The organism is Avibacterium paragallinarum (genome assembly GCF_900450705.1).
Taxonomy (GTDB): Bacteria; Pseudomonadota; Gammaproteobacteria; order Enterobacterales; family Pasteurellaceae; genus Avibacterium; species Avibacterium paragallinarum.
In genome coordinates, this window is the sequence record NZ_UGHK01000001.1 from 643,119 (window position 1) to 660,933 (window position 17,815).

11 protein-coding genes are annotated in these 17,815 nt (G+C 40.8%); 3 read left to right on the plus strand and 8 right to left on the minus strand.

The window, feature by feature from the left end; translation table 11 throughout:
* Positions 1 to 77: 77 nt before the first annotated feature.
* A complete protein-coding gene (gene gltB, locus DXZ23_RS03470; protein ID WP_035695550.1) occupies positions 78 to 4,544 on the minus strand; it encodes a glutamate synthase large subunit in 4,467 nt (1,488 codons plus the stop codon).
* 315 nt (positions 4,545 to 4,859) lie between these two features.
* Positions 4,860 to 5,594, minus strand: a complete 735-nt coding sequence (locus DXZ23_RS03475) for a 3-deoxy-D-manno-octulosonic acid kinase (RefSeq protein ID WP_017805467.1) — start codon at positions 5,592 to 5,594, stop codon at positions 4,860 to 4,862.
* A 94-nt stretch (positions 5,595 to 5,688) separates the two neighbouring features.
* Between DXZ23_RS03475 and DXZ23_RS03480 the strand changes: the two genes are divergently transcribed.
* A complete protein-coding gene (locus tag DXZ23_RS03480) occupies positions 5,689 to 6,735 on the plus strand; it encodes a glycosyltransferase family 9 protein (RefSeq protein WP_017805466.1) in 1,047 nt (348 codons plus the stop codon).
* Positions 6,736 to 6,889: 154 nt separating this feature from the next.
* Positions 6,890 to 8,731 (plus strand): ABC transporter ATP-binding protein, encoded by a 1,842-nt coding sequence (locus DXZ23_RS03485; protein ID WP_017805465.1) that lies wholly within the window; start codon positions 6,890 to 6,892, stop codon positions 8,729 to 8,731.
* 77 nt (positions 8,732 to 8,808) lie between these two features.
* On the opposite strand, the gene mutS is transcribed toward DXZ23_RS03485, so the two are convergent.
* Together mutS and DXZ23_RS03495 are read right to left on the minus strand one after the other, a co-directional pair.
* A complete protein-coding gene (gene mutS / locus DXZ23_RS03490) occupies positions 8,809 to 11,391 on the minus strand; it encodes a DNA mismatch repair protein MutS (RefSeq protein ID WP_017805464.1) in 2,583 nt (860 codons plus the stop codon).
* Positions 11,392 to 11,522: 131 nt separating this feature from the next.
* Entirely contained in the window at positions 11,523 to 12,431 is a 909-nt protein-coding gene (locus DXZ23_RS03495; RefSeq protein ID WP_017805463.1) for a carbamate kinase, read from the minus strand.
* Positions 12,432 to 12,527: 96 nt separating this feature from the next.
* Here DXZ23_RS03495 and DXZ23_RS03500 point away from each other — a divergent pair, with 96 nt between their 5' ends.
* Complete coding sequence (locus tag DXZ23_RS03500; RefSeq protein ID WP_017805462.1) at positions 12,528 to 13,217, plus strand: oxamate carbamoyltransferase subunit AllH family protein; 690 nt, start codon at positions 12,528 to 12,530, stop codon at positions 13,215 to 13,217.
* A 25-nt stretch (positions 13,218 to 13,242) separates the two neighbouring features.
* Here the strand turns inward: DXZ23_RS03500 and DXZ23_RS03505 are convergent, their stop codons facing one another.
* From DXZ23_RS03505 to fdrA, 4 genes are read right to left on the minus strand one after another with little or no spacing between them, the layout of a single operon-like run.
* Positions 13,243 to 14,475 (minus strand): cytosine permease, encoded by a 1,233-nt coding sequence (locus DXZ23_RS03505; protein WP_017805461.1) that lies wholly within the window; start codon positions 14,473 to 14,475, stop codon positions 13,243 to 13,245.
* Entirely contained in the window at positions 14,468 to 14,869 is a 402-nt protein-coding gene (locus DXZ23_RS03510; protein WP_017805460.1) for an allophanate hydrolase-related protein, read from the minus strand. Before DXZ23_RS03510 ends, DXZ23_RS03505 begins: the two co-directional genes overlap by 8 nt.
* A 10-nt stretch (positions 14,870 to 14,879) precedes the next feature.
* Positions 14,880 to 16,301 (minus strand): YlbE family protein, encoded by a 1,422-nt coding sequence (locus DXZ23_RS03515; RefSeq protein ID WP_017805459.1) that lies wholly within the window; start codon positions 16,299 to 16,301, stop codon positions 14,880 to 14,882.
* Positions 16,294 to 17,814, minus strand: a complete 1,521-nt coding sequence (gene fdrA / locus DXZ23_RS03520; RefSeq protein WP_017805458.1) for an acyl-CoA synthetase FdrA — start codon at positions 17,812 to 17,814, stop codon at positions 16,294 to 16,296. The genes DXZ23_RS03515 and fdrA overlap by 8 nt, the downstream gene beginning before the upstream one ends.
* Between the last annotated feature and the right edge of the window lies 1 nt (position 17,815).

Consider the following 17,815-nt stretch of genomic DNA (forward strand, 5'->3'; position numbering starts at 1 on the left):
TTTTCTTCCTTTCTATTTTGGTAAAGTGCGGTGTGTTTTTTGCGCTATTTTTTCACCGCACTTGCATTATTGGGTCATTACTGAATAACAGCACCTAATTCGTTTACGGTACGGCGTTTATGCCCTAAAAGTGCATTCACGTCATTGGCTTTGGGTTTGACTAGTACAAAACGTGCCACATAATCGTCCCAATTCGCCAAAATGCGTTCCCCTAAACTACTTCTGGTTAATTCAACGTGGCGGTAAATTAATCCGCGTAAATGCTCTTGATGTGTGGCAAGATCCACAATGCTTAGCCCTTCAACCAATTCTGGGTTAATGCGATTGCTAAATTTTCCATCAGTATCAAGCACATAAGCGAAACCGCCTGTCATACCTGCACCAAAATTGATGCCTGTTTTACCTAAAATGGTAATCACGCCGCCCGTCATATATTCGCAGCCATTATCACCAATTCCCTCGACCACCGCAGTTGCCCCTGAGTTTCGTACGGCGAAGCGTTCGCCCGCACGCCCTGACGCGAAGAGTTCCCCGCCCGTTGCACCGTATAAGCAAGTATTCCCCGCGATGGTGGCTTCTTCCGCTTTAAAGGCAACACCGCTGTGTGGTTTGATCACGATGCGACCACCAGCCATACCTTTCCCAACGTAGTCATTGGCATCACCTGTTAAGGTAAGGTTTACGCAACCTGCTAGCCACACGCCGAAGCTTTGCCCCGCTGTACCGTTGAGGTTGATGTTAAAGGTTTGTAATGGGTTGCCACGGTTGCCATAACGCTCAGCAATGAGCCCTGATAAGGTCGCACCGACAGAGCGATCAAGGTTGCTGATATCAAAGTCTAATTCAGCGGATAAACCGCTTTCCAACGCACTTTGGCTTTGTGCCACAATGGCTTTGTTGAGTAAGCCTTGATCGAACGCTGGGTTAGCTTGCGTACAATAACGGCTGCTGCCATCTGGCACTTTCGGCGAATAGAGCAATTTGCTGAGGTCTAAACCCCGTTGTTGAGCGGTTTTGCCTTCGATAATTTCTAATAACTCGGTGCGACCGATTAAGTCGGTGAGTTTGCTCACACCAAGTTGAGCCAAAATTTCACGCACATCTTGGGCGATAAATTTGAAGTAGTTCATCGCTTTTTCTGGAATGCCGTGATAATGCTTGTTGCGTAAAGTATCGTCTTGAGTGGCGATCCCTGTTGCACAGTTATTGAGATGGCAAATGCGTAAGTAACGGCAGCCCAGTGCGACCATCGGTGCTGTACCAAAGCCGAAACTTTCAGCCCCTAGAATTGCCGCTTTAACAATGTCCAAACCTGTTTTCAATCCACCGTCCACTTGTAAGCGAACTTTATGGCGGAGGTTATTTTCCACTAAGGCTTGTTGGGCTTCGGCTAGCCCTAGCTCCCAAGGTGAACCGCAATATTTCACGCTAGTTAATGGGCTTGCCCCTGTACCACCGTCATAACCCGCAATGGTGATGAGATCCGCATAGGCTTTTGCCACTCCTGTAGCAATCGTGCCAACACCTGGTAAGGAAACCAATTTCACGGAAATTAAGGCTCTCGGGTTCACTTGTTTTAAGTCAAAAATGAGCTGAGCCAAATCTTCGATAGAATAAATATCGTGATGTGGCGGTGGTGAAATTAAGGTTGAACCTGGCACAGAATAACGCAACTGAGCGATATATGGGGTTACTTTATCCCCAGGGAGCTGACCGCCCTCACCCGGTTTTGCCCCTTGAGCCACTTTAATTTGAATGACTTCCGCACTCATTAAGTAAGCAGGAGTAACGCCAAAACGCCCAGAGGCAACTTGTTTGATTTTTGACACTTTTTCCGTGCCATAGCGTTTTGGATCTTCACCGCCCTCACCTGAGTTAGAATAGCCGCCTAAACGGTTCATTGCCACCGCTAAGCCCTCGTGAGCCTCAGGGCTTAATGCCCCGATGGACATTGCGGCACTGTCGAAGCGTTTGTAAAGCTGTTCGGCAGGTTCGACTTTTTCCACTTCAATTGCTTGGCATTGCTCGGTTTTTAGGCGAAGCATATCGCGAATGGTGGTGATTGGGCGTTGGTTTACCGTATCACGGAATTGACGATATTTTTCATAATCGCCAGAGTTCACCGCTGCTTGTAAAGTGTTCACCACATCTGGATTGTAGGCGTGGTATTCCCCTTGCGGTTTATATTTCAGCAAACCGCCCATTTCTAAATCTTGGCTAGCACGCCACGCCACTTTGCGACTAGCGGTTAAATGCTGTTCTAAATCAGCGAAGCTCGCCCCCTCAATGCGGTTGGTGATCTTTGGAAAACAAAGTGCGGTGATTTCTGAGCTTAAACCGACCACTTCAAAGAGTCTGGCACAGCGGTAGGAAGAAACACAGGAAATCCCCATTTTCGACATAATTTTGTACAAGCCTTTATTGATACCGTTGCGGAAATTTGATGCCACAACACGCATTGGCTTATTGATTTTGCCACTTTGTACCATTTGATACAGGGTTTCATAGGCAAGATAAGGATAAACCGCCGTTGCACCCAAGCCGATGAGAACAGCAAAATGATGCGGATTACGGGCTTCTGCGGTTTCTACGATGATGTTGGTATCACAACGTAAGTTGGCTTCTACTAAGCAAGTTTGCAATGCCCCCACTGCCAACGCACTTGGGATTGGTTGTCTTTCACGGCTGATATTGCGATCCGAAAGCACCAATAAAACCGCTTGATTTTGCACCGCACTTTTCGCTTGCTCGCAAAGTTGTTCAATGGCTTGTTTGAGATTGCTCTCATTTGGGTCATAAGTTGCGTCTAAAATATGGTGTTTATAATGGGCTTCTGACAGGCGTAAAATCTGTTGCATATCAGAATAGACCAAAATTGGCGATTTAAAATTCACCCGATGCGACATTCCTTCCGCTTCAAAAAAGACGCTCATTTCACGCCCAATACTGGTCGCAAGGCTCATAACGTGGGCTTCACGCAGTGGGTCGATAGGCGGGTTGGTTACCTGAGCAAAATATTGACGGAAATAATCAAACAGCAGACGAGGGCGTTCGCTCAATACGGCAAATGGCGTGTCATCACCCATTGAACCCACTGGCTCTTGCCCGTTTTCACCGAGTACGCGAATGACATTTTCCAACTCTTCTTGATTGTAAAGGAATTGTTTTTGGTAGGATTTTAACGTGTCCGCGTCAAAGCTGGCTTCGCCCACTTCATCTTCAGGCAGTTGTTCAAATGGAATGAGACGTTGCACGTTTTTATTCAGCCATTCGCGGTATGGGTGTCTGGCTCGCACTTCATTGTCAATTTCGTCAGAGTGCAGCACTTGCCCCTTTTTCGTATCAATAACCAGCAGCTGCCCTGGGCCTACACGCCCTTTTTCTACCACTTCATCTGGGGCGTAATTCCAAATACCCACTTCAGAGGCAATGGTGATTAAGCGATCTTCAGTAATCACATAACGAGCTGGGCGAAGACCGTTGCGGTCAAGGTTACAAGCGGCATAACGCCCGTCAGAAAGCACGATCCCCGCAGGGCCGTCCCAAGGCTCCATATGCATTGAGTTGAAGTCATAAAAGGCACGCAGATCGTCGTCCATATCAGGATTTTGCTGCCATGCAGGCGGTACAAGCAATCGCATCGCACGGAATAAATCCATACCGCCACAAACGAAAAGCTCAAGCATATTATCTAAAGAGCTGGAATCCGATCCCGTTTCATTCACGAAAGGGGCAGCGGTTTGCAAATCAGGGATTAATGGCGTGCGGTATTTATAGGCTCTCGCTCTTGCCCAAGCACGGTTACCCGAAATGGTGTTAATTTCTCCATTGTGAGCGAGATAGCGGAAGGGTTGAGCCAATTTCCAACGCGGTTGGGTATTGGTTGAAAAGCGTTGGTGGAATAAACAAATGGCAGTTTGCATTCTGAGATCCGCTAAATCCAAATAGAATTTAGGCAAATCTTTCGGCATACACAGCCCTTTATAAACAATGGTTTGGTTAGAAAAGCTACAAATATAAAAATCAGGGTGATCAATGCGTTTTTCGATACGGCGGCGGGCAATAAATAAACGGCGTTGTAAATCTTGCACTCGCCAGCCACTTGGGGCATTGACAAACACTTGCTTGATCGTTGGCATATCCGCCAAAGCGATAGAACCGAGTACTGCAGGATTGGTCGGCACATCACGCCAAGCGGCAATGCCTAATGTTTCTTCGGTAAGTTCTTGATTGATAATCTCAATGTATTGCTGAGCGAGGGTTTCATCACGAGGCAGGAAAATTTGACCGACACCAAAAATTTTGGCAAGAGAGAAGTTATTTTCAGCGGCGATAGCACGGAAAAAACTTTCAGGCATTTGCAACGAAAGCCCACAGCCATCGCCTGTTTTGCCATCAGATAAAATCGCCCCCCGATGCTGCATTCGCGAAAGCCCTAAAATCCCGTTTCGCACCACTTTATGGCTCTGCACGCCATCAATATTGGCAATCAAGCCAAACCCACAGTTTTCTCGTTCAAATGAATGATCATAGAGTTTTGTCATAATCACTTCCTATAATTTGATGATAAATAGATGCTGTTTCTCTAATGAAAAACGAATAAATTTAGCGACAAAAATAAGCGTTATGTTGTGTGTTTGAAATTATTTTATGTGTTAGCAATTAAATACTATGAATACATAGCAGAGAAATGTCGCTTAGTTGATTATTAAATACAACATAGAAAAAAACAAGCTTAAATAGAAAAAATACTAAATAAAAACACTTTAATAGTTTTTATTTAATTTTTATAGGAAAAAGATGAATAAAATATCATATTCCATACTGACAAATTAAGATTTTGATTTGCATTAATGTGCTTATTGTGGAGCTTGATATCCACTTAAAAGTGCAACCCAATTTTGTTCGACAAATAAGATATGCCGTTTTTGGGTTTCTTTTTGAAAAGAGCGGTGTAATCGTTCTAAATTTTTAATTTTCCAATGATGTCCTTTCTTTTCAGCACATTTATCGAAATCTAATAGCCAATATTTTTGTTGTGCTGTGCCGAAATGTTGTAGCAAAATATTATGGGCATTAAGATCTGTATGGCAAATTTGTAGATTATGTAGCTGACGAATAAGTTTGCCGATTTGTTGCCAATTTTCATTGGATAATGAATGTTGTTGTAGCAATTCAGTGAGATCCTGAGCATTTTCAATTTTTTCGGTTAGTAAATCTGCGGTATAGTATAGGCCCGTTTTGCTCTTGATTATTCTTGCTGCGATAGGTTTAGGTACAGGAAGTCCTGCTTGATGTAGTTGATTAAGCAGATGAAATTCAGCAAAACTACGGGATAACTCAAGTTTATTAAAGCAATAAGAGTCTTTATTAATTTTTCCTAGTAAACCACCACGGTAATAATGGCGAAGTGCAAGGTTTACGCCAAAAATATCTTCACCTTGTATAAACCAAGTAGTACCTCGTCCAAATGCTGAACCAATTATCCTTTTTTGTTGTTGCCAATATAAAGGATCAAAATATTTTTTTGGATCCGTAATAATGCTATCAAAATTGAAAATAAAATATTGATTTTGTTGTTGTAGTTCAAGCATATTGGCGAGATTTCTTATAAAATAAACTCATTGGAAGTATTCTACTGAAAATAAAAAAGAATGCTAGATTAAGCAGAAAAAGTAAGGGAAATCTATGACACTTTTTTCCACGCCTCCTAAATCTATTTGCATTTTACGCCTTTCCGCCATTGGTGATGTGTGTAATGCATTATCCGCCGTGCAACAAATTCAGCGTTATTGGAAAGATACCCAAATTACTTGGATTGTGGGCAAAACAGAAATGCAGTTATTGCAAAATGTAAAAGGCATTCGCTTTATTCCTTATGACAAAAAAAACGGCTGGAAAGGCATTTTAGCTTTATGGAAGACGTTGCGTGGCGAGCATTTTGATGTGCTATTAAATATGCAAACCGCCTTGCGTGCTTCAATGATTTCCTTAGGCATTAAAGCCACTTATAAAGTCGGCTTTAGCAAAAATCGTGCAAGAGAAGGGCAATGGTTATTTACCCATCGTAAAATCAATGAGCCAACTAATCCGCACGTTTTAGCGGGATTTTGGGCTTTTGTGGAATATTTAGGTTTACCCGTAGAAACACCAAAATGGGATTTAGCCATTGGCGAAAAAGAAATTTCCGCCGTTAGGCAATTTATTGATCCGACAAGAAAAAATCTGCTTATTTCCCCTTGTTCAAGCAAATCAGAAAAAGATTGGTTACCAGCACGTTATGCGGAAATTGCTAATATTGCTCATCAACAAAATATCAATGTGATTTTATGTGGTTCATCTTCTGAACGAGAGCAAGCCATAATTCAAAAAATACTTAGTTTATGCGATTTCCAACCCGTGGACGCCAGTGGAAAAACCTCATTGCTAGAATTAGCCGCTTTAATTGGGCTAGCTGATTTAGTTCTGACACCAGATAGTGGGCCCGCTCATATTGCGACAGCACAAGGCACACCTGTGATCGGGTTATATGCTTACCATAACTCATTACGCACAGGGCCTTATAACAATCTGCCTGAAGTAGTTTCCGTTTATGAACAAAATGTACAGCAAGAATTTGGCAAACCTTCAAGCGAGCTTCCTTGGGCAACAAAATTAAAAGAAAAAAATTTGATGGCACAAATCACCGTTGATTCTGTCATCGCAATGATGAAGCAGATCGGCTTTCTTAAATAAAGTTGTTAAAAAATAATCAGGCTTTCGCTATAATACCTTTACGCTTTTAAGTGAATGGACAGCAAAATAAAGTGCGGTGAAAAAATCTCTTATTTTTCACCGCACTTTATTCTTATGCTTAAATACACTTTTCTTTTTATCGTTAGGAAAAATAATGTTTAACAGAATTTTTGAATGGTTTGAAAGTCGGCTCAATGCCTATCCAGAACAAGCCCCAAAAACGCCAGAAAAAGGCTTAATTCGTTTTATTTGGTCGAATATGGAAGGAATGCGTAGCTGGATTTTGCTACTTGCGTTGCTCACAGTCGGCACAGGGGTGATGGAAGCCGTGTTGTTCCAGTTTATGGGGATCGTGGTGGATTGGCTTGGTAAGTTCACGCCAGCTACCTTATGGCAAGAAAAAGGCCATTGGCTTTTGGCGATGGCAGCCTTGTTAGTGTTTAGCATATTTTGGTCATTCACGGCGTCTGCGGTGCGTTTGCAAACCTTGCAAGGGGTGTTTCCAATGCGTTTGCGTTGGAATTTCCACCGCTTAATGCTGGGGCAAAGCCTGAGTTTTTATCAAGATGAATTTGCAGGACGCGTGTCGGCGAAAGTGATGCAAACCGCCCTTGCGGTGCGTGATACGGTGCTGACCATTGCGGATATTATGGTTTATGTTGTGGTGTATTTCATCACCTCAGGCATTGTGCTTGCCGCATTAGACGCGTGGTTCTTACTACCTTTTGCCTTGTGGATTGTGGCGTTTATCACGATTTTACGTATTATCATTCCAAAACTTGCGAAAACTGCAGAACGCCAAGCAGACGCACGTTCTTTAATGACAGGGCGAATTACCGATTCTTACGCTAATATTGCCACCGTGAAGTTATTTTCCCACGGCTCAAGAGAAGCCAGTTACGCCAAGCGTTCAATGGAAGAATTTATGGTTACCGTACACGCCCAAATGCGTTTGGCGACCTCTTTAGATACCATCACTTACGCCACTAACATCACCTTAACACTCAGCACGGCAATCCTTGGCATTGTGCTATGGAAGCAAGGCAGCGTTGGTGTAGGGGCGATTGCTACCGCCATTGCAATGGCATTACGGGTGAATTTTATTTCCCGTTGGATTATGTGGGAATCCGCACGTTTATTTGAAAACATCGGCACGGTAAATGACGGAATGAACACACTCACCAAACCGCATACTATTGTGGATAAACCGCAAGCCTTGCCATTAAAAGTGAACAAGGGGGAAATTCGTTTTAATGATGTGATTTTTTCTTATGATCCACAAAAACCGTTGTTAAGCCACTTTAACCTCACCATTAAACCGGGGGAAAAAGTGGGCTTGATCGGTCGTTCGGGGGCGGGGAAATCCACCATTGTAAATTTGCTCTTGCGTTTTTATGAAGCTAATCAGGGTGAGATCACTATTGATGGGCAGAATGTGTGTGATGTTACGCAAGAAAGTTTACGCAGCCAAATTGGCTTAGTGACGCAAGATACTTCATTGCTACACCGTTCTGTGCGTGAAAACATTATTTATGGTCGCCCAACTGCCAGCGATGAAGAAATGATCTCCGCCGCACAGCGTGCTGAAGCATCAGAATTTATTCCTTATTTGAGCGACTCAGAAGGCCGAACAGGCTATGAGGCTCACGTTGGTGAGCGTGGTGTGAAGCTTTCTGGAGGACAACGTCAGCGTATCGCCATTGCTCGAGTAATGCTAAAAGATGCACCAATTCTGTTGTTAGACGAAGCCACTAGTGCACTGGATTCAGAAGTGGAAGTGGCGATTCAAGAAAGCCTAGATAAAATGATGGAAGGCAAAACGGTTATTGCGATTGCCCACCGCCTTTCTACCATTGCCGCAATGGATCGCTTAATCGTATTGGATAAAGGCCATATTGTGGAACAAGGCACGCACAATGAATTGCTTGCTCAAAATGGACTTTACGCCAAACTCTGGCATCACCAAAGCGGTGGTTTTTTGAGTGAAGATGCGTAAATACGACTAACTTAAAATAATCATATATTACTAAGATTAATGGTTTAAGCCTCTATTTAAAAACAGAGGCTTTTCTTTTACACCATTTTCTTTAACTGATACAAATACGCCAAGGCTTGTTTTGGGGTCATTTCATCAGGATCAAGATTTTCGAGCATTTTTAGCACCGCACTTTGATTTTCTTCCGCTTCCATTAAATGCAATTCCCCTTGCATTTGCTGGGCGGGCGGTGTGGTTAAGTGCGGTGTTTTTTGTGAGAGTTTTTCTAATTGGGTCAATTTTTGTTTTGCCAGCTTGATCACGGATTTTGGCACGCCCGCTAAGGCGGCGACTGCCAGCCCGTAACTTTTGCTCGCTGCCCCCTCTTGCACGGCGTGCATAAAGGCGATGGTGTCGTTGTGTTCCACCGCGTCAAGATGTACGTTGGCAACACCTGAAAGCTGCTCTGGTAGCACGGTGAGTTCAAAATAATGGGTGGCAAATAAGGTGAGCGAACGCACTTTCTGAGCGAGCCATTCCGCACAAGCCCAAGCGAGGGAAAGCCCGTCATAAGTGGACGTGCCGCGTCCAATTTCGTCAATCAGCACTAAACTGTGGTCGGTGGCTTGGTGCAAAATATTTGCCATTTCGGTCATTTCTACCATAAATGTCGAGCGTCCTGATGCCAAATCATCGGAAGCACCGATACGGGTGAAAATGCGATCCACAGGGCCAATAATAGCCTGTTCTGCTGGCACGAATGATCCCATATACGCCATTAGCGTGATCAACGCCGTTTGACGCATATAGGTGCTTTTTCCCCCCATATTCGGGCCCGTAATAATCAATAAGTGCCGTTCAGGGTTGAGATGAACGGGGTTGGCAATAAACGGCGTTTTTGTCACCTGTTCCACCACTGGGTGGCGACCGTTTTCGATGTTTAGCCCGACCTGATCGCTAAATTGCGGAGCGACATAATTGAGGCTATCGGCACGCTCTGCCAAATTGGTGAGGACATCTAGCTCCGACAAAGCAAGGCTAGCAAGCTGCAACGCCCCTAAGTGCGGTAATAATTCATCGAAGATTTCATCATACAGTTGCTTTTCTAACGCAAGAGCCGCCCCTTTCGCTTTCAGCACTTTGTCTTCATAGGTTTTTAATTCGGGAATGATGTAACGCTCTGCATTTTTGAGCGTTTGGCGGCGAACATAATGAATCGGGGCTTTATGTGCCTGCCCTTGCGGAATTTGTAAATAATAACCGTGGACGGCATTAAAGCCGATTTTCAGGCTGTCGATGCCCGTTTTTTCCCGCTCGCGTTGCTCCAACTCTTCCAAATAACGGGTCACCCCATCAGAAAGCGAACGCCATTCATCAAGCTCTGCATTGAATCCCGTGGCAATCACGCCGCCGTCGCGAATTAAAAGGGGCGGGTTGTCGATAATCGCTCGTTGCAGCAAATCTAACTGCGGGGAAAAATCCGCTAGCTGGTTTGAAAGTGCGGTCAGTTCTGACGAGGTTTTTTGCGTTAGATAATGTTGAATGGCAGGGATTTGCTCCAATGCTGTGCGTAACCGAGTAAGATCGCGAGGGCGTGCCGAACGCAACGCAACACGCGCCAAAATGCGTTCCATATCGCCCACTTGTTGTAACAGCGGTTGCAATTCTGCAACGAGATCTTGTTGCAAAATTTGCTGAATGCTTTGTTGGCGTTGGGTTAATTTTTTGCGATCGCGGATCGGCTGGTGAATCCAGCGTTTCAGCAAGCGACTACCCATCGGCGTAACACAACGATCAAGCACGGCGGCGAGGGTGTGTTCCGTTCCGCCCGCGAGATTTTGGGTTAGCTCAAGATTGCGGCGGGTGGCTGCATCTAATTGAATATTATCGCTATTTTGCAATAAGCTAATGCTTTGAATGTGAGGCAAGGCGGTACGCTGGGTTTCCCGTGCATATTGCAATAAACAGCCCGCTGCACAAAGCCCGATAATGGCTTTTTCAACCCCAAAGCCTCGTAAATCCTGTGTGCCAAATTGGCGATTAAGTTGCTCAATGGCAGTTTTGAGTTCAAATTCCCAAATCGGGCGGCGGCGTAGCCCTTTTGCATTTTCGATCAAATAGCGATCTTCAAAATCTTCACAATACAGCAATTCCGCAGGCTGAATGCGTTGTAACTCCGCTTGTAGGCTTTCTTTCGTGTTGAGTTCACTGATTTGAAAACGCCCTGAGGTCATATCTAACGTGGCTAAGCCGAATTTTTCCTTTTCTTGGTAAACTGCGGCGATGAGGTTATCTTGACGCTCTGGCAACAAGGCTTCATCGCTGATCGTCCCTGGTGTAACAATGCGGACAATTTGGCGTTCAACAGGGCCTTTCGCAGTCGTAGGATCGCCCACTTGCTCACAGATTGCCACACTTTCCCCAAGTTGAACCAGCTTAGCTAAATACCCCTCTACAGCGTGGTAAGGCACACCCGCCATAGGAATTAATTGCCCCGCTGATTTCCCCCTCTTGGTTAATGAAATATCGAGCAATTTAGCCGCTTTCTTTGCATCATCATAAAATAATTCATAAAAATCCCCCATTCGATAGAACAAAAGTGTTTCTGGATTTTCAGCTTTTAATTTCAGATATTGCTGCATCATTGGCGTATGCTGGTTATTTTTATCATCTAAACCCATTAGATACCTAACTTTTTTATGTTCATTCTTAATGTTGCGTATTTTAGGGGGTATAAGGTGTAATTGCTAGAGGAAAGAGGGAAAAGAGGAAAATGGAGCAATATCTTTCTTTTTATTGCCCCTCATTAAGTTTATTTAGCAGTAATTCTTGTTCCAGCTTGCCCTTTAATCGCTTCTAGTGCTAAATGTAAATCTGCAATAATGCCTATACCTTGTTTACGATGGGAAAGATAACGGATAATTGCATCAACTTTAGGTTGCATTGAGCCTTTATCAAATTTATAGTTTGAAAGTTCCTCGATAGTGATGTGATCGAGTTTCTGTTGGTTTTCTTTTCCCCAGTTTAAATAAATTCCATCACCATCAGTAAGAATTATAAAATAATCTGCTTGAATTTGTTGGGCTAATAGAGCTGCTGTCGAATCTTTATCAATAACGCAGTCTATATTTGTTAATGAGCCTTCTTGTTTTGTTACTGGAATGCCTCCACCACCGCAACAAATAACAAGATAACCATTTTGTAATGCAAGTTCTATAGCTTGATGTTCTATGATTGACATTGGTTGGGGGGATGCTACAACGCGGCGATAATATTGCCCATCTTGTTTGAGTTTCCAACCATATTTACTCGCTAATTTGTTTCCTTCTTGATGTGAATAAGCAGCACCAATAAATTTTGTTGGTTCTAAAAATGCAAAATCATTTTGTTTTACTTCAACATGAGTAAGAAAAGATAGAATAGGTTCACTAACAATTTTACGCAATTCTTGAGTTAAAACTGTTGCAATCATTCCTTGTGTTTGAGCAACTAAATTATTTAATGGGAAATTTGATTCTTCTTGGAAAGATTCATTTTGTAGAGATAGTAAGCCCACTTGAGGACCATTACCATGTACAATAGCAATTTGGTATTTTTGTGCTAATTTTCCAATGACTCTCGCTGCTATTTTTATATTGTCTAGCTGATTTTTATAAGAAATATTTTGCCCTCGTTTTAATAAGGCATTCCCGCCTAAGGCGATAACAATTTTAGGTTTCATTTTTTCCTCCTTCTATGTTTAACTACGATTTTTCTTTTAATTTATTTAATAACACAATAATATATTTATATTTAATGCAAATTCCAGAGAAAAAATATGAACTATAAAGACAAAAATTTTGAATTAAATTGTACATATAAGGTTATTAGTGTTTTCGAACAAGTGGTTAATTTGAAAAAAGGTAATAAAATTTATGCCATAATGAATCAAAAAATAAAGCCCGCACCTTATAGTTTAATATTAGAGAATGAATTATTCTTATCTATAAAAAATAATATTTCTAACACGCTTTTTATTCCTTATTTTTCTGTAGAAGAATTTGATTGTACGCTATTTCCTCAAAATAACCTATTAACAGCAAAAAACATCTCAACTTTTTTAGAGGAAATTATAAGACCTCAAGATATGTTTGAAGTTGTTTTTCAACAAAGAAGAAAAACTGCAAAACTTAAAGATATGTTGGGATTAGGGCGAGGACTTACGCCCAGTGGAGATGATTATATTGTTGGCTATATGGCAGCATATTATGCTGAAAATAAAGGAGTTTTTAAGCCATTTGAAGAAATAGCAATCTTAGCTAAATATTGTACAAATGAGATTAGTGCAAATTATATTGAAAATGCTAGCCGTAGATTATTTAAACAGGAGATTTTAGACTTAATGAGAGAAATAGAAAATAGAGAGTATATTAATAATATGATGAGTTTTGGTTCCTCTTCCGGTATTGATCTATTATATGGTATTTTTGATTATATTAATAACAGAGATCTTTTTCATAAAATATAAAAGGTTTCATTACGAAACCTTTTGATTATTCTATTTTAGAATATTTTGTGAGTAACAAATAACATAGTGAAGCCATCAAAATAGAATCAATAGATGGAATAAAAGTTAATGTAAAAAAGCCTTTTACGGTGAGAAACCCTATTAGGGATCCAATAAGCCAAGCAAAAAATGCAGGATATTTAACTTTCGCTTCGTTTTTAATACTATTCTCATCATAGCCCATTTTCCTATTTATAAAGTAGTCTATAATATAAATTCCACAAATAGGAGGCGTTGCTATACCAAGAAATAATAAAAATGGAATAAATAAAGCCATTATATCTATACTACCAATCAATGCGGTAATGATACCTAATACAATTGTAATTTTCCATTTTTTCAACTGAGGGAACAGTGTAGAAAAAACTAATGTTCCTTGAAACATATTCCCAGCATTTCCTGTTATGCAAGCAAATATAAGTACAATATAAGCTGGTAATAAACTACCAATAATTAGCATTGCATCAAGTAATGTATTTTTGCCCGTTAATGAACTTGGTGTTGCACCAATGATAAAAAGGAAAGGATAAGCAATACTAAAGGTTAAAATACCAGCAGTAATAGCTTGTTTTTTATTTTGCGTAAAACTACCAAAATCAACAGAAGTAGTAACTAAAACAATAATTGTTCCTACAACAGAAGAAATTGCTGCACCAATATTCATTGTGTGTAGTGCTGTATTTATAGAAAACTTGCTTTTTAAAGTAAGATATAGAATAAAAAACATTAGCATAGCTATAATTGGAACAGCCCATTGAGCAACTTTGCTAAGAAAATCAAAACCAAATGTAGTTGCACTTACGAAAATTAAACAACCAAACACAACAATTATAGGTAAAGGAACATATAAATTAAATTGAGTAAATAGAAAATCTTGTACGGTATGTCCAAACATATTAGCCGTAACAATAATCCAACCTAATAAACTGATTGCCATTAACATATTGATCGCAGTCGCACCTTGAGAACCGAAAGTAAATTTAATAATTCCGTAAGTGGGCAAGCGAGCTTTAACACCTATTGACATATTGATTATTGCGAGCAATGTTAATATTGAACTTCCTACAATAATAGCAAATAGCATTTTAGAAAAAGGGAGTTGGCTCCCTAGACTTGAAGAAGCTAATAATACAGGCGTAATTAGAATTCCCAGCAAAATCATTGAGATTTGAATAGCTGAGGCATAAGATGTGGGATTAGAACACTTTTTGTTAGCCATTGTGTTTCTCCTTATGTTGATTCTGATAATAACGCCAACCTCCCATATGGCTAATCTCGATTTGTCCTTGGGTAAGCCAATTCTCACCTAAAACACCTAACACTTGATCCCCATTAGCTAAGAGTACTTTGCCTATGGTTAATCCGTTTGGCTCATTTAATAGAATAGTAGCAAGTGCGGTTGGATTTATTGCCCAAATTTCAAGCTCAACAGCATAAGCTTTTTGAGTTGTTCTTTGCATTGCTGGATGAATATCGTTGATTGACCATAAACGATAGTATTCATCAGTTTTATCTTCACGTATAAATTGAGCTCCAACATTAAGTAAATTATGATTAAGCTCTAACCCTCGCATTAATGTTCCATTTACTGCAAATAAAATTTGTTCACACATTTTGACCGCCTTATTCACTATAAGTAGAGTAGTTTTGATAAAACGCATTTAAAGCTTGGGTGAAACATTGCATTGGTGCAGTTGTAATTCCAGCACCGATTTGCCCTATACCTGCCAATTTGTGTGCAATGCCTGTATTTATAATAGGTAGAATTCCCGTATCTACCACTTTTCGAATGTCAATACCTGCTGCGGTTGGTATGAAGTTTAATGTTGGTAAGGTAAATGCGGGATTTTGCCCTAAGCTAATGCTTTGCATCATCACACTATTATTAAGTGCATCATTTGTGCTTCCTCCTACAAATTTGACAATAGCTGGGGAGGATGCCATTGCAAAGCCTCCTACGCCTGCAGTTTCGGTTATTGCACTATCACCAAGATCTGCGGCAGCATCGTTTATATCAAAATTAGGGAAAAATAATCCATTGACTGAATTTGCTGGAGCTTGAAACCATTGTCCCTTCATTGACGAAATTTGGATACCAAAATTAACACCATTTCTTGCCATTACGGTTACCATTGTGCTGTGAGGTATGCCTTCTGCTGCTACCAACATGGTTTTACAAGCTGCCATTGATAAGTTGAGGAAAAAATGATCATTATTAGTGATAAATTGGATAGCACGTTCAATGTGTTCTAAAGGTTGGTTAATTTTAAGTAAGAACGGTAGGATTTTTTTAAGAAATAATCCTGTTGCTGCAGCATTACGATTATGAACTTCATCCCCCATATGTAAAGCTTGTGCCATTATAGGTTTCAACTCAATGGGACCACTTAACTTAAGTGTGGCGGATAATGTTTCGGCAAGCTCCGTTTTCATCCAGTTTAATCGTGTTATCACGTCTGGATTATTGGCACCAAAACGCAATACTTTACCCAATCCCTCATTAAAATTACTAAAACAGCGGTGATGATTATGTGCCATATCCTCGATAACCCATACAGGCATAGAAGGACTAATAATTCCTGCCATTGGAGCAACTGCGTCATAGTGATGGCAAGGTTCAAAAACAATTTCTCCTTGTTCAATCAGTGATTTAGCAGCTTCTTTTGTGTTAGCCCATCCCTCAAATAAAATCGCTCCGATAATTGCACCTTGCATTGGACCACACATCGCATTCCATTGTATAGGGGGACCTGCATGGAGGATACGCTTTTTCTCTATTAACTGCGGAATTGCTTTTCCCGCTGGTAAAATATCGACTAAAACAGGCTGTGAAGCTAAATAACGAGAGAGTGCAATTTGATTGGCTTGATTGATTTCTGAGCAATTAATCAACGTTGCTAAAGTTAATCCTGCTTGCTTATCTCCCTGAGCTGGAGGTTGCCAATGTAAGTGCTGAACTGTTCCCCCAGCTTGTTGAATATTTTGTGCAAAGTTTTCTAATCCAATATTAATGATTGAAAGAGGCTGCTGAAAAAGATTATTCATTGATATTTCTCCTTTGCAAGATTTCTAATGCCATATAAGCAGATTCTGCATTATTGTTTGCAATAAGCACGCCCATATCTTGTAATTGTTTTTGGATCAAGAATTTATCTTGGACATCTTGAGCTGTACCACAAATATGAGCAATGAGATAAGGTGGTGAGTTCTGTTGCCGAATTTTTTGAAGAATAGGTAGTAATGTTTCCATTGGATTCAGATTTGAGCCATAGCCTAAAATGAGATCAAAAAGGAGTACCGCTACTTCGGGATCCATACCTTCTTGTAAAAGGCGTTGATTGCGTAACGTTGGATCAATCATTGGATGAGGTTTTCCTTGAGTAAAGAAATCATCACCAAGATCTAATAATGTATGTTGTGTACTTCTATTTATCTCTTTCAACATCGTTGCTTCATCAATAGGTGTATTGGAATACAAAGGTAACCCAGCTTTATGCAGAATTTGTTGAGCTTCAAAACAAAATGTACCGCCAGAGAAAACACCACGTAAATATTTTTGCTCTCTTTTTAAGGAATATTGATACGTTGGAAAACTAGGTGGGATATAAGAGGGAATACGTTGTTTTCTTAACAAAGCAACCGCAACTTCTGCTGTATGTGCTAGGGTTTCAGCATAATAAAGATTACTCCCACTATTAGCATCAGGGCTTTGTCCTAAGAAATGGATCACAACAGGCTTGTTTATCTGTTCTGCTTGTTTTTTTATTACATTTGCAATATCTGATGCAGGTGGTTTAGAGATCAATACTATGACTTCTGTATAGCTATCCCGTGCTAATAAGTTCATTGCATATTGCATCGAAAGTCCACCAATTTCTTGGTGCAAATCTTGCCCTCCTGTACCTATTGCTTGAGATATTCCTTCGCCAAGTTTATCAATACCACAGGTGACTTCTTGTAGCCCAGTGCCTGAGGCAGCAACAATACCAATATGACCTTTACGAACAATATTGGCAAAACCTAGCGGGATGCCATTGATTATTGCTGTACCACAATCTGGTCCCATAACCAATCTGTCTTTTTGTTGTGCAAGCCTTTTTATCTGTTTTTCTTCTTGAAGAGAAACATTATCGCTAAAAAGCATAACGTTTAATCCAGTATTGAGGGCTTTAATCGCCTCAGCTGCAGCATATTCACCGGGTACAGAAATAAGTGCTAAATTAAGTGCGGTGTTTTTTTCCACCGCATTTGACAGGCTTACTATTTGTGTCTTTGCACTATTTGTTGTTTGTTCTGAGCAAGAAAAAAATGATTGTTTGGCAAAATTAATTGCTTTTTCACATTCCTCTTTCCTTCCTTTCACTGCGATGATCAAGTCATTGGGCTTTGCATTAATTGGTGGAAATTCAGCTTCTAATAAACGGGCCAAATTTGCGGGTGTCCCCATTACTACTGAAGCTTGCGTAATTCCTTCTATTTGTAAAAGTTTGGCAGAAATTTGCATTAAAGAAACGGAATCTTGGTAAAGATTCGGTAATATTGAATATTGGATAGCCATC